The 21,353-nt window shown below is 57.8% G+C and carries 22 protein-coding genes and 1 tRNA gene; 11 read left to right on the plus strand and 12 right to left on the minus strand.

All coding sequences use genetic code 11. From position 1 onward, the window contains the following. Nucleotides 1-142: 142 nt before the first annotated feature. From ACR0BZ_RS18765 to ACR0BZ_RS18780, 4 genes are all read right to left on the minus strand, one after another. Nucleotides 143-219: transfer RNA gene (locus tag ACR0BZ_RS18765), tRNA-Arg, on the minus strand. A 64-nt stretch (nt 220-283) separates the two neighbouring features. After that, nucleotides 284-1,669 carry an ATP-binding protein gene (locus ACR0BZ_RS18770; protein WP_480920994.1) on the minus strand — a complete coding sequence of 462 codons (1,386 nt, stop codon included), beginning with the start codon at nt 1,667-1,669 and terminating at the stop codon, nt 284-286. 15 nt (nt 1,670-1,684) lie between these two features. After that, nucleotides 1,685-3,103 (minus strand): dihydrolipoyl dehydrogenase family protein, encoded by a 1,419-nt coding sequence (locus ACR0BZ_RS18775; RefSeq protein WP_480920987.1) that lies wholly within the window; start codon nt 3,101-3,103, stop codon nt 1,685-1,687. A gap of 3 nt (nt 3,104-3,106) precedes the next feature. After that, nucleotides 3,107-3,865 (minus strand): TVP38/TMEM64 family protein, encoded by a 759-nt coding sequence (locus ACR0BZ_RS18780; protein WP_480920988.1) that lies wholly within the window; start codon nt 3,863-3,865, stop codon nt 3,107-3,109. A gap of 269 nt (nt 3,866-4,134) precedes the next feature. Here ACR0BZ_RS18780 and rpmH point away from each other — a divergent pair, with 269 nt between their 5' ends. Genes rpmH through yidD form a run of 3 tightly spaced genes read left to right on the plus strand, consistent with a single transcriptional unit; the run spans nt 4,135 to nt 4,951 of the window. After that, nucleotides 4,135-4,269 (plus strand): 50S ribosomal protein L34, encoded by a 135-nt coding sequence (rpmH, locus tag ACR0BZ_RS18785; RefSeq protein WP_005980833.1) that lies wholly within the window; start codon nt 4,135-4,137, stop codon nt 4,267-4,269. Nucleotides 4,270-4,295: 26 nt separating this feature from the next. After that, nucleotides 4,296-4,721: a ribonuclease P protein component gene (gene rnpA, locus ACR0BZ_RS18790; protein ID WP_480474021.1), complete on the plus strand. Its 426-nt coding sequence runs from the start codon at nt 4,296-4,298 to the stop codon at nt 4,719-4,721. After that, on the plus strand, nt 4,718-4,951 hold the full coding sequence (yidD, locus tag ACR0BZ_RS18795; protein ID WP_209505895.1) for a membrane protein insertion efficiency factor YidD: 234 nt from the start codon (nt 4,718-4,720) through the stop codon (nt 4,949-4,951). The genes rnpA and yidD overlap by 4 nt, the downstream gene beginning before the upstream one ends. Here the strand turns inward: yidD and ACR0BZ_RS18800 are convergent. Next, the gene (locus ACR0BZ_RS18800) at nt 4,948-5,883 is read right to left on the minus strand and encodes an alpha/beta fold hydrolase (RefSeq protein ID WP_480474024.1); all 936 of its coding nucleotides are present in this window, start codon (nt 5,881-5,883) and stop codon (nt 4,948-4,950) included. The genes yidD and ACR0BZ_RS18800 overlap by 4 nt on opposite strands. 114 nt (nt 5,884-5,997) lie before the next feature. On the opposite strand from ACR0BZ_RS18800, the gene ttcA reads away from it, so the two are divergent. The 8 genes from ttcA to ACR0BZ_RS18840 all read left to right on the plus strand — a co-directional run bounded on the left by ttcA (nt 5,998) and on the right by ACR0BZ_RS18840 (nt 13,959). Further along, nucleotides 5,998-6,891: a tRNA 2-thiocytidine(32) synthetase TtcA gene (ttcA, locus tag ACR0BZ_RS18805; protein WP_480920989.1), complete on the plus strand. Its 894-nt coding sequence runs from the start codon at nt 5,998-6,000 to the stop codon at nt 6,889-6,891. Nucleotides 6,892-6,935: 44 nt separating this feature from the next. Beyond that, entirely contained in the window at nt 6,936-8,492 is a 1,557-nt protein-coding gene (locus ACR0BZ_RS18810; RefSeq protein WP_480484756.1) for a putative bifunctional diguanylate cyclase/phosphodiesterase, read from the plus strand. Nucleotides 8,493-8,618: 126 nt separating this feature from the next. Beyond that, on the plus strand, nt 8,619-10,448 hold the full coding sequence (gene yidC, locus ACR0BZ_RS18815; RefSeq protein ID WP_480484757.1) for a membrane protein insertase YidC: 1,830 nt from the start codon (nt 8,619-8,621) through the stop codon (nt 10,446-10,448). Then, nucleotides 10,445-11,182, plus strand: a complete 738-nt coding sequence (locus ACR0BZ_RS18820) for an MOSC domain-containing protein (protein WP_480920990.1) — start codon at nt 10,445-10,447, stop codon at nt 11,180-11,182. The genes yidC and ACR0BZ_RS18820 overlap by 4 nt, the downstream gene beginning before the upstream one ends. Continuing rightward, a complete protein-coding gene (gene yihA / locus ACR0BZ_RS18825) occupies nt 11,179-11,832 on the plus strand; it encodes a ribosome biogenesis GTP-binding protein YihA/YsxC (protein WP_480547311.1) in 654 nt (217 codons plus the stop codon). Before ACR0BZ_RS18820 ends, yihA begins: the two co-directional genes overlap by 4 nt. 60 nt (nt 11,833-11,892) lie before the next feature. Beyond that, entirely contained in the window at nt 11,893-12,756 is an 864-nt protein-coding gene (argB, locus tag ACR0BZ_RS18830) for an acetylglutamate kinase (RefSeq protein WP_267363778.1), read from the plus strand. Between the two features lie 22 nt (nt 12,757-12,778). Next, the gene (locus ACR0BZ_RS18835) at nt 12,779-13,465 is read left to right on the plus strand and encodes a ferredoxin (RefSeq protein WP_480774296.1); all 687 of its coding nucleotides are present in this window, start codon (nt 12,779-12,781) and stop codon (nt 13,463-13,465) included. After that, the gene (locus tag ACR0BZ_RS18840) at nt 13,462-13,959 is read left to right on the plus strand and encodes a SixA phosphatase family protein (RefSeq protein WP_480920991.1); all 498 of its coding nucleotides are present in this window, start codon (nt 13,462-13,464) and stop codon (nt 13,957-13,959) included. Before ACR0BZ_RS18835 ends, ACR0BZ_RS18840 begins: the two co-directional genes overlap by 4 nt. Before the next feature lie 44 nt (nt 13,960-14,003). Here the strand turns inward: ACR0BZ_RS18840 and ACR0BZ_RS18845 are convergent, their stop codons facing one another. From ACR0BZ_RS18845 to ACR0BZ_RS18875, 7 genes are all read right to left on the minus strand, one after another. After that, nucleotides 14,004-14,795 carry an amino acid ABC transporter ATP-binding protein gene (locus ACR0BZ_RS18845; RefSeq protein WP_480484762.1) on the minus strand — a complete coding sequence of 264 codons (792 nt, stop codon included), beginning with the start codon at nt 14,793-14,795 and terminating at the stop codon, nt 14,004-14,006. 12 nt (nt 14,796-14,807) lie between these two features. Further along, a complete protein-coding gene (locus ACR0BZ_RS18850; protein ID WP_480484763.1) occupies nt 14,808-16,112 on the minus strand; it encodes an amino acid ABC transporter permease in 1,305 nt (434 codons plus the stop codon). A 1-nt stretch (nt 16,113) separates the two neighbouring features. Continuing rightward, nucleotides 16,114-17,382 carry an amino acid ABC transporter permease gene (locus tag ACR0BZ_RS18855; RefSeq protein WP_480474035.1) on the minus strand — a complete coding sequence of 423 codons (1,269 nt, stop codon included), beginning with the start codon at nt 17,380-17,382 and terminating at the stop codon, nt 16,114-16,116. Between the two features lie 128 nt (nt 17,383-17,510). After that, a complete protein-coding gene (locus ACR0BZ_RS18860) occupies nt 17,511-18,527 on the minus strand; it encodes an amino acid ABC transporter substrate-binding protein (RefSeq protein ID WP_480508501.1) in 1,017 nt (338 codons plus the stop codon). Nucleotides 18,528-18,732: 205 nt separating this feature from the next. Further along, nucleotides 18,733-19,440 (minus strand): ATP12 family chaperone protein, encoded by a 708-nt coding sequence (locus ACR0BZ_RS18865; protein WP_480920992.1) that lies wholly within the window; start codon nt 19,438-19,440, stop codon nt 18,733-18,735. Between the two features lie 3 nt (nt 19,441-19,443). Beyond that, complete coding sequence (locus ACR0BZ_RS18870; protein WP_480920993.1) at nt 19,444-20,115, minus strand: HAD-IA family hydrolase; 672 nt, start codon at nt 20,113-20,115, stop codon at nt 19,444-19,446. After that, nucleotides 20,112-21,155 carry an RluA family pseudouridine synthase gene (locus tag ACR0BZ_RS18875; RefSeq protein ID WP_480920995.1) on the minus strand — a complete coding sequence of 348 codons (1,044 nt, stop codon included), beginning with the start codon at nt 21,153-21,155 and terminating at the stop codon, nt 20,112-20,114. The genes ACR0BZ_RS18870 and ACR0BZ_RS18875 overlap by 4 nt, the downstream gene beginning before the upstream one ends. Between the last annotated feature and the right edge of the window lie 198 nt (nt 21,156-21,353).

The following is a 21,353-nucleotide window of genomic DNA, read 5'->3' on the forward strand; positions in this document are numbered from 1 at the left end:
GCCCGCCGGCACCTGAAACCATCATCCCGATGGATCACAGGCCGATGATGCACTAACAATCAACTTGGACCAGTCAGATGAGGCTGCTCAGCAAGGTCTTGTCGCTGGTGCAGAACTATGTGTCGCCTGAGAGGAAAACCAGTGGCGGACCGAGGAGGATTCGAACCCCCGACCCCTTGATTCGTAGTCAAGTACTCTATCCAGCTGAGCTATCGGTCCGCGTTGGTGAGGCGCTGTTTAGACCTGTGGTCAAAGACGTGCAAGCCGATTCTTCAAAAAAAAATCAAAAAGTCATGTCTCCACGCGGAAGCCTGATTTCAAAGATCGTTCCTTTGGGTCCGGTCTCCTTCAGTGTCAGGTTACCGCCATGCCCGCGCACCAGTTCCTGTGAGATTGCAAGGCCCAGGCCAGAGCCTCCTTTGCGGACCCCACCCTGAAACGGTGTGAACAGGTTTTCACGTGCTTTTGGCGGAAGACCCGGCCCGGTGTCGCGAATTTCAAGACACCAGGCATCCTGATATTCACACCCGACGATGGTGATGTGACCCGGCTTACCCGAGGCTTCCAACGCCTGTCTTGCGTTACGCACGAGGTTCATGATGACACGAAACAACTGCTCGGGGTCGGCGCGGGCGATCAGATCTTCAGGCACTTCGTTCACGATCTCGACGCAGCCCCCTGCGACTGCCAGCTGTTCGCTGGTGGCGACGTCAGCCGCAATTGTCCGTAGGGGCACCATCGTCAAAGTGGGCGCAGGTTCTTCTGCACGGCCGAATGCCAATGTGCTTTCACACAGCGATACAGCACGGGTGATCGAATTCACCAACTTCGGAGCCATTCGCCGGACCAGCGGGTCATCACTGGATTCGATCCTGTCCGTGAACAGCTGCGCCGATGTCAGGATGTTACGCAGGTCATGACTGACCTTTGCAACCGCCCCACCCAGTTGCGCCAGCCGCTCGCGCTGTTTGAGCGCCTGCGTCAGTTCCGTTTGCAACATCTTCAGCGCTTCTTCGGCCTCGCGCAATTCCGTCACTCTGGAATTCGGCGAGATGATGCCGCGCGCATCCTCGGGTGCGCTGGCATAGCGCTGCATATATCCCACTACGCTTTTGATTGGGCGAACAAGAACCACGCGCACCGCAAGGAACAGTAAAGACGCCGTGATGATTGAGATGACAAAGGACAGCCCCAGAATGCGCAGGCCGTAGTCAACCATCGCCATACGCAGGGGGGCGCTGTCGATCGTAACCTCAATCAGCAACCCCGCGCCCTTGACCGGCTCGCCAATGATACGGATGACTTCATTTTCGGGTATGAATATCCGGCTCACCGCGTCCCGGATCAAAATCCACGGACCGGCATCCCGTAGATCGAATGTTTTGGTGATTGCCTCGGGAATTGGTGACGACAGCATGAGTTGGCGGACTTCATCCCGACGCAACACAACGTTGTAGACACCGGCATTCGCCAGCAGTTCTGCCTCAAGATCTTCGGCCAGCATATCGTCAGCCAACAACGCCAGCGATGCGATCTGGGCGCGTTCCAGACGGTTTAGCAGGAAATCCTCGCGGAACCGGGCAATCGACGGGACAAAGATCAAGATTTCGGCCAACATAACGAAGACCGTCGTCAGGATCAGAAATCGGCCCGACAGCGAGTTCAAAATACGCTCCTCTTCAGGTCAGGGAATCCAGCGCTGGACGAACCTGACCACACGTTTAACTGTCTGATTCTCAAACAGCCTTGGAGAGAAATAAGCGCCAGCAACGCGTTTGTTAAGCTCTCCGATTGTCGGATAGGGTGAAACCATAGCAGCTATCTGCCCCATCTTCAGATTATTGGCCAAAGCCAGCGACCACATGTTTATCAACTCGCCCGCCTGATGGCCCACAATCGTGGCGCCGACGGGCCTGCCCGTCACCACCATGACCTTTATGAACCCTTTGGTTTTGCGCTCGGCCAAAGCGCGGTCATTGTGGTGATAATCAAAGCGCGCAACCTCCAGCCTGTCGCCATGCCGGTCGCGGGCCTGAGCTTCGGTCAAACCTACCTGTGCCAGTTCAGGATCGGTGAACGTTGCCCATGGGATATGCGCCGTTTTCGCCCTAGCGGGCAGGCCGAACAAGGCGGATCGAATGATGATACCCGCATGATACCCGGCTACATGGGTGAATTGCAGCCCCCCCACGACATCGCCAATCGCATAGACCCGGCGGTTTGACGTCCGCAAGCTGTCATCCGTCTTGATTCCGGTTCGGGTGCGGTCAATTCCTGCCGCGGCCAGATTCAGACGCTCGATATTGGCTTTGCGCCCTGTAGCAATCAAAAGATGAGAGCCCCTGTGAATATCGCCATTCTCGATCACGATTTCCACAACGCCTTCCCTTCCGCGAATCTGGGCCACCACGGCATTTTCGTGGACCATGACACCTTCGCCGCGCAAAGCCTCCAGCACCACGGACGCGGCCTCGGGGTCGTCTTTGCCCAATGCCTTCTGCCCTTCAACAACTGTTACCTTGCTGCCCAACCGGACATGAGCCTGCGCCATTTCCATACCCACCGGACCACCGCCAATGATCAGCAAGTGTTCCGGACGCTCGCGCAGGTCGAAAATGGTTTCGTTTGTTTGATAAGGCACTGTGTCCAGTCCCGGGATCGGCGGAACCATTGGCGACGACCCGGTTGCAATCACGATCCGGCGCGCGGTGATGACATGATCTCCGGCCTGCACCTTGGTCGGGGAGATAAAGCTGCCAAACTCGCGGATCACCTTGACACCCAAACCTTCGAAGCGTTGCTGGCTGTCCATTGGTTCGATCTGGGCAATCACATCCCGCACATGATCCTTCGCCGCCGCATAGTCGATCTGAGGGTTTACATCGGCCACGCCAAACGCGGCGGAATGCGCCTGACCAAAGGCCGCTTTGCCGCTTGCGATCAGCGCTTTCGACGGGACGCAGCCGAAGTTCAGGCAGTCGCCGCCCATCTTGTGCCCTTCCAGAAGGATCACCTTCGCACCCATCTGGCTGGCACCGGCCGCAACCGACAACCCTCCGGACCCGGCCCCAATGACCAGGATATCTGTCTTGAGGTGTTGCATGGGTCAGGCGTCCTTTCCGCCACGCAGGGACTTGATGACAATCGGCAAAGCAGCCAGCACACACAAGCCGACAATGGGGCCAATAACGAAGGGTTCCCACAATAAAGAAACGTCCGGTGTTTCGCCACGGTCGAACACACCGCCCAGCCCAACGCCGATCCAGGTGTAAACGATACCCCCCGGGATAATGCCCAGCGCCGTCGTGATCAGAAAATTGCGAAATTTGACGCCCACCAGCGCAGGCACCAGATTGGCCACAAAGAACGGCACAACCGGGACAAGCCGCAGCAGGAACAGCACCGAGATTTCGTTCTCGCGCAACCTGTCCTTCAGCTTCCCAATCGTCCCCTTTGAGGCATTCAGCCGGGCCGTCAAAGCATTGCCCAACCCCCAGCGGGCGGCCAAAAAGATGGCCGATGCGCCTATAGTGGCCGAAAATACATTGAACACCGTTCCGGCAAACAGTCCAAACAGGAACCCACCGGTCATCGAGGCGACAGCTGCCCCGGGCAGCGAAAACGCGACGATCACGATATAGACGGCAACGAACCCGGCCACCATGGCCCAATAGTTTGCGTCCCGCCACGCCAGCAACGCTTCGCGGTTGTCTCGCAGGGTTTCGAAAGTCAGGTAATCACCCAGCGTGAAAAACCCCACCGCGGCGACACCGAGAATCACCAGCAAGGGGATATGACGCGCCAACCCGTTTCGTGGAGCCTGGCTTGTTTCGGACATCTGGCCTTCCGGTTCTTCTTGTTTCATCTTACGCCCAACATGCGCTGCTTGCGCTTTTGGCAACAGGGGGTTCACGGGGCCTTGATCTATGTGGCCGCGAACGTGACAGTTTCAGACGATAATCGACCGATTTGAAATCTTTTCAGCAATCGGTTTACAGAATTGTTGCAAAAGCCGCGAAAACCGGGCCGTTGGGGTTTGACTTACACTTCGCTTGGCAGTAGAGGACGGGCTTCGAACACTAGGGCCAGGCGAATCCGCGCCGCACCCGACCGCTATAGATTGGAGACGGAGCGATGAAACGCACCTATCAGCCTTCGAACCTGGTTCGCAAACGCCGCCACGGTTTCCGCGCGCGCATGGCCACAAAAGCCGGCCGCAAGATCCTGAATGCGCGCCGCGCCCGCGGCCGCAAATCGCTGAGCGCGTAAAACCGCCCACTGATCAGGGTATGAACATGATGCCGCCGGAGGCCCCTGAGGATGGTAAGAACCACCCCGGGAATACGCCCCCGGCGGCTTCTGTTTGTCTACCCACATCTCTGACGATCCTAAAAAAAAGAGCCGATTTCCTGAAAGCCGCGCGCGCGCGCAGACAGGGAACGTCTTCGATGATGGTGCAGGCCCGCCGACGCGCTCCGGATGAAGCGGTCGGGCTGCGCGTTGGCTTTACCTGCTCAAAGAAAGTCGGAAATGCCGTGGCCCGCAATCGTGCCAAGCGCCGCCTGAGAGAAGTCGCACGGGCGGTCTTGCCTGTGTCCGGTCTTGAGGGATGGGACTATGTGCTGATCGGGCGGGCTGATGTAACCGCCGATCTTCCTTATGATGTCCTGCTGAGCGACTTGCGGTATGCGCTTCGCAAAGTGCATGCGGGCCACAAATGACCTTCCTGTCCCATATCGTCGCCCTGCCCGTTCGCGCGTACCGGCTGATTTTCAGCCCCTGGGTTGGTTTCAATTGCCGCTATCAGCCCACATGCTCGGCCTATGCGCTGGAAGCATTGGAAAAACATGGCGCGATCCGGGGATCATGGCTGGCTGCGCACCGGATATGCCGCTGCCATCCCTGGGGCGGTGACGGTTACGATCCGGTGCCCGACAATACAGACCCTTAAATCAACGCCAGATTGCCGCGGTCGGTGAAGCTGCGGGTCGGAATGACCTCTCGGTCCAGTTTTCCCATCAATGTATGGTGCAGGTCTTCGAAAAACCGGGGCGAGTCAAAATACCAGTTGTGTGTCGCAGATGGCCCATCCCCGTATTCATCGCGGGTATTTTTGAAATAGGACCCGCAATACAGATTAACCGCTTTTTCAGGCCGGTCGTTTGGCATTCCGACACGGCCCAGTCGGCGCGATACTCCGACACGCTTGACCTCTGAGATCGACAAAACCTCGTCAAACGGGCTGTAATAACATGTCAGCCTAGTACAACGTCGCATCAGAGAGGACGTCTTGGAACTGCCATCGCGGAACGATTTCGCGGATACATCCGCCGCGACAAACGCGATCTGGCTGGTCATCCAGCTGTGTTGCGCGGTTTCGTGGTCGTCATCGGCATAGTCCATGGCTTCTCGCACCAAGAACGTGCCCATGGAATGTGCCAGAACATGGACGTTGTACCGGCAATCGGCAGTCTGCATCCGGGACAGCCGCGTGATCCCGTGACTGAACAATTTCTCAGCCGCACGCCGCGCGTCAGCCCGGTCAACGTTATAGCCCAGAACAGATCCATCGCTTGGCCAGTCATAACTGATAACCACACCGTTAAAGCCATGCATCTCGAGACCGGTGCGAATTTTGCGGTGACGTTCCAGCATCTGGTATTGCTCGGTATTGAACCCGTGCACGAAGACGACAATATGCCCGTTCTCGGTAGCCGTCGCCCCGGCTTCGGCCTGAATCCGGCTTATCCATTGAGATTGCGGTATTTCATGCTGCCGCGCCGGTTGCCCGACATTCCCCGGAATAGCCAGATATCGCGCGGCGCCCATCTTGTTTGAATAGTGATCGCCGCTTCGGGCGCGGACGGAAAAGAAATAGTCCATAATATACCTCCTGAAAAATACGCGCAGGGTAACACGGGTGTAACTACTCTCCAAATGCGGTTGATCCAGCTTCTACGCCTTGCCCGGGCCTTCGGTCCGCTGTAACCACGGCGCATGTTTGATGATGCAGACGATATCCACCCGCTGTTTGCCGGCGCGCCCTCGACAACCGAGTTCAAGAAGCTGCGTAAACGCATTGTGCGCCAGACCCGTGAAGCGATCGAGCAATACGGGATGGTGGATCCGTCCGCCCACGACAAGGATGGCAAGCCTCCCCGCTGGCTGGTCTGTCTTTCGGGTGGCAAGGACAGCTATACATTGCTGGCCGTTCTCTACGAGCTCAAGTGGCGGGGCCTGTTGCCTGTCGATCTGCTGGCCTGCAATCTGGATCAGGGCCAGCCGGGCTTTCCGGCGACGGTCCTGCCCGAGTTTCTGGGTCGAATGGACGTACCGCATCGGATCGAATATCAGGACACATATTCCGTTGTGATGGACAAGATCCCACAGGGCCGGACCTATTGCGCCCTGTGTTCCCGTTTGCGCCGTGGTAACCTCTATCGCATCGCGCGCGAGGAGGGATGCTCGGCGGTCGTCCTGGGGCACCACCGCGACGATATCCTTGAGACGTTTTTCATGAACCTGTTCCACGGCGGCCGCCTGGCCACGATGCCGCCGAAACTGGTGAACGAAGAAGGCGATCTTTTCGTATTCCGCCCGCTCGCCCATGTCGCCGAAGCCGATTGCGAGAAGTTTGCCAAGGCAATGCAATACCCGATCATTCCCTGTGACCTGTGCGGCAGTCAGGATGGGTTGCAGCGCCAGCAGGTCAAACAGATTCTGGATCAATGGGAAAAGAACAGCCCGGGTCGGAGACAGGTTATGTTCCGAGCGTTAACAAATGCGCGGCCATCGCACCTTCTGGATGGAAAGCTGTTTGATTTCATTAACCTTTCACTAAACTCCGACGGAACATCCGGAGATTTGGATGAGATTCCGCTACTGCGTTAACGACTGACTCAGACTGGTTTCATAGGCTTTGCCTTGTGCAGATCATGCCCAAGGCCAGAAAGCTGATGCGGAACCATCCCCTTACCGACCGTTTTGTCCATTCGTTGAAAACCGTTCTGGGCGGCCCAGCCGCGCTGGCCTTTGTTCCGGCGCTTTGCCTGAGTGCATTCTGGATTGGGGGTGAACAGGCCCTGGTTGCACTGGCCCTGATTTTGCCTCTGATCGTCGCAGGCATCAATGCGTTCGCAGCCAATCCGTCGCGTAAGGGGCTTTGGCGTCCAGGCGGTCTGCTGTCAAAGGACCAGTTTGAAACAGTTTTGGAGAAGGTATTTGCCGACGCCCGCCTGAAGGGGGAAAACTCGGCCTGTTTCGCGGTGGTTCTGGATGACTTTACGCAATTGCTTGATCTGCACGGACAGGCGGCGGCAAACCACGTTGCACAGCAATTCTGCTCGCGCGTTTTGTCCATGATCCGCTCAAATGATTGCGCAACCCGGATGGGTGGAAACAGGATGATGGTTGTTCTGCACCCGGCACGGCAACTGGATTTGGAAGCTTGTATTCAGATGTCGGGCCGTATGCAAAACGCCGTAGAAGATCCCATCATGCTGAATGGTACCGGCGTGTATATGTCCTGTTCCATCGGCTTTTGCCTGAGCAGCAATATCACTGACGGCTCTGCAATCGATTGGCAGGAGGCCGCAAATAACGCCCTTTTGGAGGCACAACAAAACGGGCCATCCACGATTCGCGCTTTTTCCTCTCAGACGCGCAGACGGGCACAGGTCAGGATCAACTTGCGCAAAGAATTCGAAGCGGCGCTGGACAGCGGTGAGATCCGTCCATGGTTTCAACCCCAGATCTCAACCGATACCGGGCGTATCAGCGGGTTTGAAGCTCTGGCCCGCTGGGAACATCCGAAAAAAGGGGTTCTTGCCCCCAATGTGTTCCTGCCCTTTGCCGAACAGGCCGAACTGATGGACCGGTTGGGTCAGGCCATGCGGCATCATTCCTTTTCCGCAATGCGCGACTGGGATCGGTCCATGCTGTCGGTGCCGCGCATCGGGATCAACTTTTCATCTGACGAACTGCGCAATCCGGGCCTGATCGACCGTCTGAAATGGGAACTGGATCAATTCGATCTGACCCCTGACAGGCTGGCGGTCGAGGTGTTGGAGACCGTGTTCTCCAGACGGCCCGACGATGTCATCACCCGCAACGTCACCGGGCTTGCCGCAATGGGGTGCTGTATTGATCTGGACGATTTCGGGACAGGACATGCCTCGATCGGTTCTATCAAACGGTTCAACGTATCGCGCATCAAGATCGACAGGTCTTTTGTTGCCAAAGCGGATCTGGACCCAAGCCAGCAACAGCTTGCCAGCGCCATTCTGATGATGGCAGAACGTTTGCATCTGGAAACTCTGGCCGAAGGTGTCGAAACGCCGGGTGAGCACGCTTTGATGGCCCAACTGGGTTGCGATCATGTTCAGGGATTTGGCATCGGCAAGCCCATGCCATTCGAAAAAACCAAGGATTGGATCACGTCTTACCGCAACAAGGTCGACGGTGTTCCCAAAATCGGGCGGAAAACGCGGTAGAGAACCGGAAATCGCGGCAAAGAAGACCCCTCCGTGACGAAATGACGGGCGATTCCGCTTGACCTTTGGGTCTGCACTCTGTTGAACCCTGCGGGTGTCTTTCACTGCTCAAGGTGGCTGTCCCCGATGGACGATCAGAACAAGAACCTTATCCTCGCAACCGCGCTCAGCTTTATCGTGATCCTGGTCTGGTTCGTGCTGTTCCCCCCTCCGGAACAGACGACAACCCCGGATCAGGCTGAAGTAACCAGCGTCGAAGGCAGTGAGGTTCAGACGCCCAGTGCGGCCGACACCAGTACTGTCGGAGAGGCAACTGCGGCAGCTGCCGAAGCTGAACCCGAGGCCGAAGCGCCCCGCATCAATATCGACACGCCCCGCCTGACCGGTAGCCTGTCGCTTGCTGGCGGTCGGATCGACGAGCTGTCATTGAAAGACTACAAGGTCTCGCTGGCCGAGGATTCTCCGATTGTCGAGTTGTTGTCGCCAGTCGGATCGCAATCCGCCTATTACGCCCTCTATGGCTGGGCTCCTGGCGCGGGCCTGACCGGTGCAGATGTTCCCGGACCAAATACCATCTGGACGCTTGAGCAGGGCGAAACCCTGGGTGTTGACACACCTGTGACGCTGGCCTGGGAAAACGGCAATGGACTGACGTTCCGCCGCACCATCGCGGTTGACGAGAACTACATGTTCACGGTCACGCAATCTGTCGAAAACGCCACCGGGGTTGAAATTGGATTGGCACCTTATGGCATTCTTGCGCGCCACGGCATTGGCGAAGACGGGGACCTGCCGGACCTGAAGAACTTCTTCATTCTGCATGAGGGTGTGATCGGTATGGCCGACGGCACTCTGACCGAAGTGGACTATGGCGACGTTCGTGATTTCGATATCGACCCGGACGAGCGCGCTCAGGCCGAGGTGTTTCAGGTCAAGGAAAACGGCTGGATCGGGTTCACTGATCACTTCTGGATGACCACGCTGATCCCGGAACCCGGTTCTGCGTTCAAGGCGGCTGCCAAATACGACTCGCGTCGCAAGATTTACCAGACAGAAACGGTACTTCCGACGCTGACCGTGGCACCGGGTGCGACCGAGCAGGTGACAACCCAGCTGTTTGCGGGTGCAAAAGAGTGGGAGACCATCCGCGAATACCAGGCTGACGGTGTCCAGAAATTCATCGACAGCATCGACTGGGGCTGGTTCTTCTTCCTGACCAAGCCGATTTTCTGGCTGCTGCACAACATTCATGCACTGATCGGCAATATGGGTTGGTCCATTATCGGCCTGACGCTGATCATCAAGGCAATCCTGTTCCCGCTGGCCTTCAAATCCTACGTCTCGATGGCGAAGATGAAGGAACTGCAGCCGCAGATGGAAGCCCTGAAGGAAGCCGCGGGCGACGATCGTCAGAAGATGCAGCAGGGCATGATGGAGCTGTACAAGAAGGAAAAGGTGAACCCCGCTGCCGGTTGTTTGCCGATCCTGTTACAGATCCCGATCTTCTTTTCACTGTACAAGGTGATCTTCGTCACGATCGAACTGCGTCAGGCACCGTGGTTCGGCCCCTTCCAGGACCTGAGCGCACCTGACCCGACCTCGATCATGAACCTCTTTGGCTTGCTACCCTGGGCCGGCCCGCAGCCGGACACCCTGATGGCGCTTATCTTTATCGGTATTCTGCCGCTGCTGCTGGGAATCTCGATGTGGCTGCAACAGAAATTGAACCCGGCACCAACCGATGCCACACAAGCGATGATCTTCGCGTGGATGCCGTGGGTCTTCATGTTCATGCTGGGCGGTTTTGCCAGCGGTCTGGTCGTGTACTGGATTGCGAACAACACGATCACCTTTACCCAACAGTATCTGATCATGCGCAGTCAGGGCTATACGCCGGACGTGTTCGGAAACATCAAATCCGGATTTAAGCGATTGCCGAACACGGACAAGAAATGAGCGGAACAGTTTCAGGCCTTTGGCGTCACCCGATCAAAAGCCATGGGCGTGAAGCCCTGAGCCAGATTACCCTCAACCCCGGGCAGACCATGCCCGGGGATCGCGTTTGGGCCGTTGCCCATGAAGCGGCCAAGACCGACGGAACGGAATGGGCCCCGTGTGTGAATTTCAGTCGCGGTTCAAAAGCCCCCAAGCTTATGGCGATTTGGGCGAAACTGGACGGCGAGCAGGTCACGTTGCACCACCCGGACCGCCCGAATCTGAGCTTTCATCCTGACACAGAAGAATCGGTTTTCCTGGACTGGGTAAAACCGCTTATGCCCACGGATCGCGCTGCGTCCGCCCGAATTGTCCGGGTGCCCGGGCGCGGCATGACCGATACCGATTTCCCGTCAATCAGCCTGTGCAACATGGCGTCTCATCGCGCTGTTGAACAAAAGCTGGGCCAGTCTTTGTCTGCGGCGCGATGGCGCGGGAACATCTGGTTCGAAGGCCTGCCTGAGTGGAATGAATTCGACTGGCTGGGCCGTAACCTTCGCATTGGCGAAACCGTGCTCCGGGTGCGCGAGCGTATCATTCGCTGTCTGGCCACCACTGCAAATCCGGAAACCGGCGAACGCGACGCGGATACTCTGGGCGCGCTGAACAGCTGGGATCATCAGGATTTCGGTGTCTATGCAGAAGTAATTCAGGGTGGTGAAATCTGCCTGAATGATACGCTGGAGGTGCTATGACCACGCTTCCGTTTCCGCTGGCCGAAGAGCCGGATGACTTCGCCAAAGAACGCGGTCGCAAGCTGTTTGCCGGCCCGTCTGAATTTGTCAAAGGCGTGGTCGCCATGACGGGCCTGCCCGCCCCTGACCGTCTGGAGGTTTGTTTTGCCGGTCGCTCGAATGTCGGCAAATCCAGCCTGATCAATGCGCTAACCGGAACAAAGGGTCTGGCGCGTGCCTCTAACACACCTGGCCGTACGCAAGAAATCAACTTCTTCACGCAAGGCCCGGACCTCTATCTGGTCGACCTGCCGGGCTATGGGTATGCCAATGCACCGGTTAACGTGGTGGAAAAATGGCAGAAGCTTCTCAAGCAATACCTGAGCGGTCGCCAGACGCTGCGCCGTGCCTTTGTCCTGATTGATGCGCGCCACGGGGTTAAACCGGTCGACGCTGAAATCATGAAATTGCTGGATACCAGTGCCGTGACCTTTCAATGCGTTCTCACCAAGGCCGACAAGGTCAAGGCCAACGAGCGCGAGAAGGTTCTGGAACAAACCCGTGCGGCTTTGTCCAAACATCCCGCAGCATTCCCGGAAATCGTCCTGACCTCGTCCGAAAAAGGCGACGGGATTCCGACCCTGCGCTCGATCATTGCGCATCTGGAATAGCTTCGCCCTTGGCAGCGCGGTGCAAAGGCCCTAACACGGACGGTCAGAGGGACCTTAGCAATGAAGACACGTGACATGAACCGGGACTGGATCGCCACCGCAGCAACTCTGAACAGCGCATTGCCCTATCTGCAGCGCTATGATGGGGCCATCGTCGTCATAAAGCTGGGCGGGCATGCCATGGGCAGTGACGAGGCGATGGAGAGCTTTGCCCGCGATGTCGTCTTGATGCGGCAGGTCGGCGTGAACCCGGTTGTCGTGCATGGCGGTGGTCCGATGATCAACGCGATGCTGAACAAGCTTGATATCCAGTCCGACTTTGTGAACGGCAAGCGCGTGACCGACACGGCAACCGTCGAAGTTGTCGAGATGGTTCTGTCTGGCCTGGTGAACAAGCGCATCGTTCAGGCTATCAATGGACAGGGCGGTTCGGCCGTGGGTCTGTCGGGCAAGGATGCAAACCTGATGATCTGCGACCAGACGGATGCGTCTCTGGGTTATGTCGGCACCCCGTCCGAGATGAACCCGAAAATCCTGCATGATCTGTTCTCACATGATGTGATCCCGGTCATCGCCCCTCTGGGCGCGGGCCGTGAGGGTGAAACGTTCAACGTGAACGGCGATACGGCTGCCGGGGCGATTGCCTCGGCATTGAAAGCTGACCGCCTTCTGCTGCTGACTGATGTCTCGGGCGTCAAGAACGCGGCGGGCGATGTGGTGACCGAGCTGAAAGCCGGCCAGATCCGCGAGATGACCCGCGAAGGCACCATCGCGGGCGGTATGATCCCCAAGACCGAAACGGCCCTCGATGCCCTGCACAGCGGCGTTCGGGCCGTCGTGATACTTGACGGGCGCGCGCCAAATGCGGTTCTGCTTGAACTGTTCACGGAACATGGCGCCGGGTCGCTGATACGGCCAGACTGATCGCAGCAACAGCCGAGGGAAGATGACAGACCTTGCGCAACCTTCCTCAGTTCCGGATGCGGCAACCTATGGCCGCGTAGAACACGCGGCGCGTCAGGCGGGGTTGATTGTCATGGGTGCGCTGCATCCTCATCGCGTGGCGGCCCGGCAACTTGACACTGGCACGTTGATCTTGCTGGGCGCAGGCTCTGATTTCTGGTCTGCTCTGAAAGCCTCGCCCGAATGGCGGGGGCCTGATCCAGTAGACCGCTGGTCAACCAGAATCGTCGGCCAGATGGCACATGCGTTCGGTGCACAGGCCTATTTCCCCTTTGGTGGTCCGCCCTATGCGCCTTTCATCGACTGGGCCCTGAAATCGGGACGCACCTTCAGCAGCCCGGTGGGGGCTTTGGTACATGACACGGTCGGTATGATGATCTCATATCGCGGCGCACTGCATTTCGCCCATGAGTTTGCCATCCCAGAAACACCCGGCGTTTCCCCCTGTAACACCTGCGCCGCTCCGTGCACGACGGCCTGCCCTGTCGGCGCGCTGAACGCGCAAAACTTCTATGACCTTGCAGCCTGCCACGACCATCTTGATACCACTGAGGGTCAAACCTGCATGACAGGCGGCTGTCTGGCCCGCCTCGCCTGCCCGCTCAGCGCGGGCGCAGGGCGCGACCCCGAACAATCAGCCCATCATATGAGGGCTTTTCACCCGTCATGACCCGCACTCTGATCCTGACGCGTCACGCCAAATCCAGCTGGGATAACCCAGGACTTGGCGATCATGAACGCCGCCTGAGCAAGCGTGGGCGCAGGTCAGCCCCGGCCATTGGTGCATGGCTGCGCGATAACGGCTGGCTGCCGGATGAAGTGCTAAGCTCGACGTCAACCCGCACTCGCGAGACATGGGACCGGATGGGGTTAACGGCCGATAAGGTCCGCTTTCACAATGTGCTCTACCACGCCGGCGCCGAAGACATGTTGCGCGAGTTAGCAGGTGCCACGGAACCGACTGTTTTGATGCTGGGCCATAACCCCGGAATCGCCGAATTCGCCAACCGCCTTGTGCAACGGCCACCGGATCACATGCGCTTTTTCGATTATCCGACTTGTGCAACCACTGTGATGACATTCAACGCCGACAGCTGGTCGGACGTGCGCTGGCATATGGGCATCGTGCTGGGCTTCACCACCGCGCGAGAGTTGCTGGAATAGAAAAAGGCGGGACAAAACCCCGCCTTTCCACCATTTTGAGCCGTTCAGTGTCCCAGAATCTGGCTGAGGAACAGTTTGGTCCGCTCGCTTTGCGGATTATTGAAGAACTCTTCCGGTTCGTTCTGTTCCACGATCTGGCCCGCATCCATAAAGATCACACGGTTGGCAACCTGACGGGCAAAGCCCATCTCGTGCGTCACGCACAGCATCGTCATGCCTTCTTCGGCCAGCTCGATCATGGTGTCGAGCACCTCTTTGATCATCTCGGGGTCCAACGCCGATGTCGGTTCATCGAACAACATGATCCGCGGCATCATGCACAGCGAGCGGGCAATTGCCACACGCTGCTGCTGACCACCCGAAAGCTGACCAGGATACTTGTCGGCCTGCTCGGGGATTTTCACCTTTTCAAGGAAATGCATCGCGCGCTCTTCGGCCTCTTTCTTGGGCGTCTTGCGCACCCAGATCGGGGCCAGCGTGCAGTTCTCCAGAATGGTCAGGTGCGGGAACAGGTTGAAGTGCTGGAACACCATGCCAACCTCGGACCGGATCTTGTCGATGTTCTTGAGGTCATTCGACAGCTCGGTCCCATCCACGATGATCGTGCCCTGCTGGTGTTCCTCCAGCGCGTTCAGGCAGCGGATCAGGGTAGATTTCCCTGACCCGGACGGACCCGCAATAACAATCCGCTCGCCCTGATTGACGGTCAGATTGATGTCGCGCAGCACGTGAAAGGAACCGTACCACTTGTTCATGTTGGTGATTTCGATGGCGACCTCGTCGCTCACCTGCATTTTGGAACGGTCGATTTCGCGGTCAATTGCAAGTTCAGACATGTGTTGAACTCCTTAACGGTGGCCAGTCTGAAGCTTGCGCTCCAGATACATGGAATAACGGGACATAGAGAAGCAGACGATGAAGAACAGGAACGCGATGAACGCGAACAGTTCCCAATAGATGCCGTTCCAGGCTGTGTCGGCGCGGATAGCAGATGCCAATCCGATCACGTCGAACAACCCAATAATCGACACCAGCGTCGTATCCTTGAAGATCCCGATGAATGTGCTCACGATGCCCGGAATTGAGATTTTCAGGGCTTGCGGCATGATGATCAACCTTTGCGCCTGCCAGTAGTTCAGGCCCAGACTGTCGGCGCCTTCGTACTGTCCTCGTGGCAGGGCAGCCAGACCACCCCGGATCACCTCGGCCATGTAGGCAGCCGAGAACAGGGTCATCATGATCATCACCCGCAGGATGATGTCAAAGTTGGTGCCTGGCGGCAGGAACAGGTTCAGAAGCAGCGACGCCACGAACAACAAGGTGATCAGCGGCACACCGCGAATGAACTCGATAAAGCCCACGCACAGGTATTTGACGATCAGCAGGTCCGACTGACGCCCCAGCGCCAGAACGATACCGATCGGAAGTGAGACACCAATGGCCACAACGCCCAGCAGGATCGCCAGCATGAAACCACCGAACTGACGGCTTTCAACAGCTTCGATGCCAATCGGCAGAACCGAGTCCAACGCGCCCGTGAAATAGCTGGACAGCACCAGCCACCAGATCACTGCGGCAACGACCGCACCGATCATACCGACCAGTTCACTCACCTGCTTGCTGAGAACCGAATACACGAACCAACCGACGACAAACCCAAGCGCGGCCGAGATTGGCCCCCAGATGGTTCCGCCCCACATCAGGAACGGCATCAGGAACGGGTAGATTGCCGTGAAGATCAGCATCTTGGTTGGGACGCGGTCCGAATACAGAACCGGCGCCAATGCGACCAGCAACAGAACCAGCGCCAGGATCGGTCTCCAGTACAGATGGCTTGGATAGAAGCCGAACAGCAATTGTAACCAACGGTCATTGATAACCGCCCAGCAGGCGTGCCCATGGGTCGACCCCCAGGTGGCCATCATGATCTCGCGGCACTCGTTGAGAGAGTCGGCATTCCACACGGACTGGAAAATCCATGGCAGAACACCTGACAGCACGTAGTAGATCGCATAAAGCGAAACCACCGTCAGGATCGTGTTAAACCAACTTGAGAACAGGTTGTGCTTGACCCATCCCAGCGCGCCGACCTCGGAAGCAGGCGGTGCCTGCTCGGGCAGCATTTCCGTGCGGACAAATGAAACATCACTCATATTACCGCTCCACCAGTTTTACACGGTTGTTGTACCAGTTCATCACCCCTGAGATGCTCAGCGAGATGGACAGATAGACCAGCATCAACAGCAGAACACATTCCAGCTCGCGACCGGTCTGGTTCATGGTGATGCCGCCAAGGGTCCCCGTGATGTCCATATATCCGACCGCGATCGCCAGTGACGAGTTCTTGGTCAGGTTAAGATAGTTCGAGATCATGGGCGGAATGATCACCCGCAATGCCTGCGGCAGGATCACAAGGCGCATGGTCCGGCCCGGGCGCAGACCCAGCGCCGATGCGGCTTCGGTTTGGCCTTTTGAGATGGCCAGGATACCCGCACGAACGATCTCGGCGATGAAGGCCGCCGTGTAAAGCGACAAGGCCAGCCACAGCGCGATCAACGAGTTACGCAAATGTGTGCCGCCGGTAAAGTTGAAGCCTTTCAGCTCAGGGAAACCAAGGTGAAACCCCAGGATGGTGAGAAGGACAATCATCGGCACAAACAGAATACCCAGCTGGATGTGCCAGATAGTCGGACGATCACCGGATGCCTCTTGCTTGGCTTGTGCCCAGGCGGACACCTTGCGCATCGCAAAGATGCTGCCACCAAGCACGATCAGAATGGCGATCAGGTCCAGCGAGATATCGAACCGCAGGCTCGACGCACCGAAGATGTGTATATCACCCAGGCTGCGCGAGAACAGGAACTCCGGGATATAGACCCCGCGATTGGTCACTGCGACAGAATCGAACAGATTCATCGTGGCTTCTGGGTTTTCTCCGCGGAACGCCCTTGGTGCTGGCAGGCTTTCGATCAGAATGGCCATGGCCAGAACGATCCACAGCAGCACAGGTACGTTGCGGAACATCTCGACATAGACGGTCATGATCCGCGCAACCAGCCAGTTGTTGGACAGGCGCAGAACACCAACCAAAACACCGACTATCGTTGCTGTGATACAACCAAGAACTGCCACAACCAGCGTGTTCAGCAAGCCGATAAAGGCCGCGCGCAAGTGACTGTCGCGCGAATCGTATTCAAGCAAGCGCTGGTTGATATCGTAACTGGCCGGTTCTGCAAAAAAGCCGAACTCAACCGGTTTTCCAAGCGCTTCGAGGTTTTGGATGGTATTGGAAATGATCCAGGCTGCCAGAAGCATAAAACCAATCATTGCAATGACCTGAATGGTCGCAGATCGGTACCGCGTATCATAAAGGAGCATGGACAGCCGGAACTGCTCCTTCGGCGGGTCAGTGAGAGTCGTCATGACCTATGTATATCCCCGTGCATCCCGTAAATATGTCGGCAGAGTTGATCCCTGCTCAAAACCGTACGGGCGTGATTCTTATGGATGGAAAAAGGGCGCAGGTTGCCCTGCGCCCTTCTCCGTCGATATTAGCGGAACGGCGGCGAGTACAGCAGGCCGCCTTCGGTCCACTGTGCGTTCAGGCCACGTGCCAGACCAATCGGGGTTTCTTCACCGATGTTCTTGGCAAACACTTCGCCATAGTTGCCACCGGCTTTGATCGCCTTGGCTGCCCAGTCAGCGTCCAGACCCAGCATCTCGCCCAGGGTGCCTTCGGTACCCAGCAGGCGGTTGATTTCGGGGTTTTCGGTGCCAGCGGCCAGTTCATCGATATTGGCCGAGGTTACGCCCAGTTCTTCAGCCGAGATCAGCGCGTTCAGAGTCCAGCGCACAACGTCGCCCCACTCGTGGTCGCCGTGACGGACCAGCGGGCCCAGCGGCTCTTTCGAGATGATTTCGGGCAGCAGGATGTGATCACCGGGGTTTTCGAATGTGGCGCGGGTTGCCGCCAGACCCGAAGCGTCGGTGGTGTAAACGTCACATGCGCCAGCAAGGTACTGCTGCTGTGCTTCGGCGTTGGTTTCGATCGGAACCGGTTCGTAGCTGATGTTGTTCGAACGGAAGAAGTCCGCCAGGTTCAGCTCGGTTGTGGTGCCGGTCTGGATACAAACGGTTGCGCCGTCCAGTTCCTTGGCCGAGCTTACGCCCAGTGCCTTGGGAACCATAAAGCCCTGACCGTCATAGTAGTTCACACCGGTGAATTCGAACTTCAGGTCGACGTCGCGGCTGAAGGTCCAGGTGGTGTTCCGCGCCAGCATGTCGATCTCGCCCGAGGCCAGAGCGGTAAAACGTGTCTTACCGGTGGTCGGAACGAATTCTACCGCGCTTGCATCGCCCAGAACAGCAGCAGCAACGGCACGGCACAGAGATACGTCAAAGCCCTGCCATTCGCCATTGGCGTCAGGAGCAGCAAAGCCAACCAGACCGGTGGTCACACCACAGTTCAGCTTGCCGCGCGCTTTAACGTCGTCAACGGTCCCTGCCACGGCTGCGCCAGCAGCAAGACCGGCAATCGTTGCCGCGCCCAAGATTACGGATTTTTTCATTTTTACCTCTTCCTGATTTCCCGCCCCATCAGAGGCGGCTCTGCCCGGCAAGTGGATGCCGGATAGGTTACTCCAAAGGTGTCTCCCCTTTAGTGGCACTGAGTTTGGGCGTATTCATAAACAAACGTCAAGGGTCGGATCATCGAAAACGATGGATCAGACCCCAACCAATTTGAACATTTGGCCAAAAATCGGAAAATAAGGATCAAACCGACATATCAAAGAAGCGTTTAGCATGCAGAAATGCGGCTTTCTTCGTTTCGGCAACCGCATGGGCCTCGTCATCGTGACCCCATTGTTCGACCTGCCAGGTTTCGTCCAGGCGCGAAATGCGCCAAATTTCGGCTGGTTCGCGCCAATCCATGGCCGCTGCAAACCCGAGAATCAATGACCCCGACAAGCTGACCAGATCGTGGAACGCCGCCAGTTGGAACGCATCCAGCGCATGGACGCGAACACGCAGCGCCGACAGGGCTGCGTCAGATTGCGGCTTGTGCAGCACACCGACAACCGGCCGCAAGCGAGCAGACAGTGCGACCTCGGCCCAATCCAGTGCCGGGTCCCATTCGGCGCTTTGACGTTCCTGCAACTCTGACGGGTGTGTCGCCCGATAACATAGCAGGTCGGAATCGCCGTAATCCGCAAGCATGTTGGCAACTTCCCCATGCTGGGACCGAACCTTGTCGATTGCCGCATTCGCCGAACGTGTGCATGGCATCGTCGACGGATCTACCTCTTTCTGCTGGGCATCCCATTCTGACGCAACCGCTTCGGCCATGGCGCGGGTAGGCAGGATCAACGCCGCTTTGGCAGGGGTCTTGACGCGGCGGCCATCCAGTTCAACCGTAAACCCACCTTCAACATCGATGGTCCGGCTTTCTTTCCAGAAGCGTTTCGGTTTCCAGTCACTCATGTTTCAGTTCCATATCCCGGCCAGCGCAGTGGGCAACTGGTCAAAGGTCTCAATCACGCAGAAGGCCGAGGTCAAAGCAGACCGATCATGGTACCCCCATGCCACGCCGATGCCGCGCACCCCGGCAGCTGCTGCCATGTCCATGTCATAGCTTGTATCGCCGACCATCACCGCGCAGTCGGGTTCGACACCGGTCTCGGCCAACGCGGCCTGCACCATGGAAGGATGCGGCTTCGACGGATGGTGGTCGGCGACCTGCCGGGTGACGAAGTAGCGCTCAAGCCCATGCACTTCGATCAACGCATCAAGCCCGCGCTGGGATTTGCCGGTTGCCACCCCAAGAAGCACTTCGGGTACGGCGTGCAAGGCTTCAATCGCCTCTCGCGCGCCGGGATAGAGCGGAGAGCTGGCAGCGCCCAAATCCAAACGATGCGCGTGATAAGCTTCCTTGTACCCTTCAACGAGATCGTTCTGTACCGAGGAAGGTTGGTCCGGCACCAATCGTGCGATGGCATGTGGCAGGGACAAGCCGACAATGGACAGGATCACCTCTCGCGTCGGTACAGGTACCGACGCTGCCTGAAAGCTGGTGGTCATGGCGTGAACGATACTGCCCTGACTGTCGACCAGAGTGCCATCGACATCAAATAGAACCAGCCGCAGGGGTGCGCTCATTGCAGCGCCTCAAACGGGTCGTCTGCGGCCAGATCTTCGGTCCAGCCGAAGGTGTCCCAGCTGTGTTTCATATGTTCCGGCAAGGGCGCGGTCACGGTCACAGGTTTGCGCGTGACCGGATGCAGGAATGACAGTCGCCGCGCGTGCAGATGCAGCTTTTTGCTGATGATCCCACCCAATTGTGCGCCCCAGCCGTCACCCAGGTTTTCCTGCCCCGAGCCACCGTATTTGCCGTCGCCGATGATCGGATGCCCGATCGCTGCCATATGCGCGCGCAGTTGGTGGGTGCGGCCCGTGATTGGCTCCATCGCCACCCAAGCGGCGCGCCCGGCTACCCGGTAGAGGGTCGCATAATGTGTATGTGCCCGTTTCGCACCGGGGGTGCTGTCGATCTCGTTCATATGGACGGGGATCATCTTTTCACCCTCGCCGTGGGCGCCATGACCGGCTGCTTTCACAAGACCCGTCTTGATTTCACCCAGATATGGCGTGGGAACACCTGCAACCAGCGCCCAGTAAATCTTGCGTGTATCGCGGTGACGGAAAGCGGCTGTCAGCCCCTTCGCGGCTTCGCGCGTGCGGGCCAGCAGCAGAACTCCTGACGTGTCCTTGTCCAGGCGGTGAACCAGACGCGGGTTTTCGTCATACCCAAACCGCAACGCCTCGGACAGGCTGTCGACATGCCGGGTCTGCCCGCTGCCGCCCTGTACCGGCAGGCCCTGCGGCTTGTTCAGGGCCAGAATGTGATCATCACGGTAGATCACGCAGGACTGGATCATCTTGGCATCCGCATCCGAGATACGATGCCTGACCTCAACCGGTTTGTGATCAGGCCCCGGCAATGGCGGTACACGAACCACCTGCCCGACCTCCAATCGGGTCGAGGCCTTGGCCCGACTGCCATCCACACGCAGTTCTCCCTTGCGGCACATCTTTTCGATGCGGCCCTGGCTGACATGCGGGAACAGGCGGCGCAACCAGCGGTCCACACGCTGATCGCCGTCCCCTTCAGCGACTGTAATCATCTGTACGCCACTCATGCCATTGCCCCTTGCGCCGCGCGGGTGATCCGCCCGGATTGCGTCTTTGTCCGTGTCCCAGAAATCATGGGGGTCTCTCGCGCGCAATGCGGCAAGAGTCAAGGTATTGAGCAGCCTCATCTGACTGGTCCAAGTTGATTGTTAGTGCATCATCGGCCTGTGATCCATCGGGATGATGGTTTCAGGTGCCGGCGGGCG

The organism is Ruegeria sp. P8 (genome assembly GCF_056534665.1).

Bases quoted from the DNA above. Each gene is read 5' to 3' on its own strand.
- rnpA (WP_480474021.1), top strand. From the start codon at position 4,296: ATGATGCCGCCGGAGGCCCCTGAGGATGGTAAGAACCACCCCGGGAAT.
- ACR0BZ_RS18840 (WP_480920991.1), top strand. From the start codon at position 13,462: ATGACCCGCACTCTGATCCTGACGCGTCACGCCAAATCCAGCTGGGAT.
- argB (WP_267363778.1), top strand. From the start codon at position 11,893: ATGAAGACACGTGACATGAACCGGGACTGGATCGCCACCGCAGCAACT.
- ACR0BZ_RS18875 (WP_480920995.1), bottom strand. From the start codon at position 21,155: ATGAGTGGCGTACAGATGATTACAGTCGCTGAAGGGGACGGCGATCAG.
- yihA (WP_480547311.1), top strand. From the start codon at position 11,179: ATGACCACGCTTCCGTTTCCGCTGGCCGAAGAGCCGGATGACTTCGCC.
- ACR0BZ_RS18870 (WP_480920993.1), bottom strand. From the start codon at position 20,115: ATGAGCGCACCCCTGCGGCTGGTTCTATTTGATGTCGATGGCACTCTG.
- ACR0BZ_RS18865 (WP_480920992.1), bottom strand. From the start codon at position 19,440: ATGAGTGACTGGAAACCGAAACGCTTCTGGAAAGAAAGCCGGACCATC.
- ACR0BZ_RS18780 (WP_480920988.1), bottom strand. From the start codon at position 3,865: ATGAAACAAGAAGAACCGGAAGGCCAGATGTCCGAAACAAGCCAGGCT.
- rpmH (WP_005980833.1), top strand. From the start codon at position 4,135: ATGAAACGCACCTATCAGCCTTCGAACCTGGTTCGCAAACGCCGCCAC.
- ACR0BZ_RS18820 (WP_480920990.1), top strand. From the start codon at position 10,445: ATGAGCGGAACAGTTTCAGGCCTTTGGCGTCACCCGATCAAAAGCCAT.
- ACR0BZ_RS18810 (WP_480484756.1), top strand. From the start codon at position 6,936: ATGCCCAAGGCCAGAAAGCTGATGCGGAACCATCCCCTTACCGACCGT.
- ACR0BZ_RS18855 (WP_480474035.1), bottom strand. From the start codon at position 17,382: ATGACGACTCTCACTGACCCGCCGAAGGAGCAGTTCCGGCTGTCCATG.
- ACR0BZ_RS18775 (WP_480920987.1), bottom strand. From the start codon at position 3,103: ATGCAACACCTCAAGACAGATATCCTGGTCATTGGGGCCGGGTCCGGA.
- ACR0BZ_RS18835 (WP_480774296.1), top strand. From the start codon at position 12,779: ATGACAGACCTTGCGCAACCTTCCTCAGTTCCGGATGCGGCAACCTAT.
- ACR0BZ_RS18845 (WP_480484762.1), bottom strand. From the start codon at position 14,795: ATGTCTGAACTTGCAATTGACCGCGAAATCGACCGTTCCAAAATGCAG.
- ACR0BZ_RS18800 (WP_480474024.1), bottom strand. From the start codon at position 5,883: ATGGACTATTTCTTTTCCGTCCGCGCCCGAAGCGGCGATCACTATTCA.
- ACR0BZ_RS18850 (WP_480484763.1), bottom strand. From the start codon at position 16,112: ATGAGTGATGTTTCATTTGTCCGCACGGAAATGCTGCCCGAGCAGGCA.
- yidC (WP_480484757.1), top strand. From the start codon at position 8,619: ATGGACGATCAGAACAAGAACCTTATCCTCGCAACCGCGCTCAGCTTT.
- ttcA (WP_480920989.1), top strand. From the start codon at position 5,998: ATGTTTGATGATGCAGACGATATCCACCCGCTGTTTGCCGGCGCGCCC.
- ACR0BZ_RS18860 (WP_480508501.1), bottom strand. From the start codon at position 18,527: ATGAAAAAATCCGTAATCTTGGGCGCGGCAACGATTGCCGGTCTTGCT.
- yidD (WP_209505895.1), top strand. From the start codon at position 4,718: ATGACCTTCCTGTCCCATATCGTCGCCCTGCCCGTTCGCGCGTACCGG.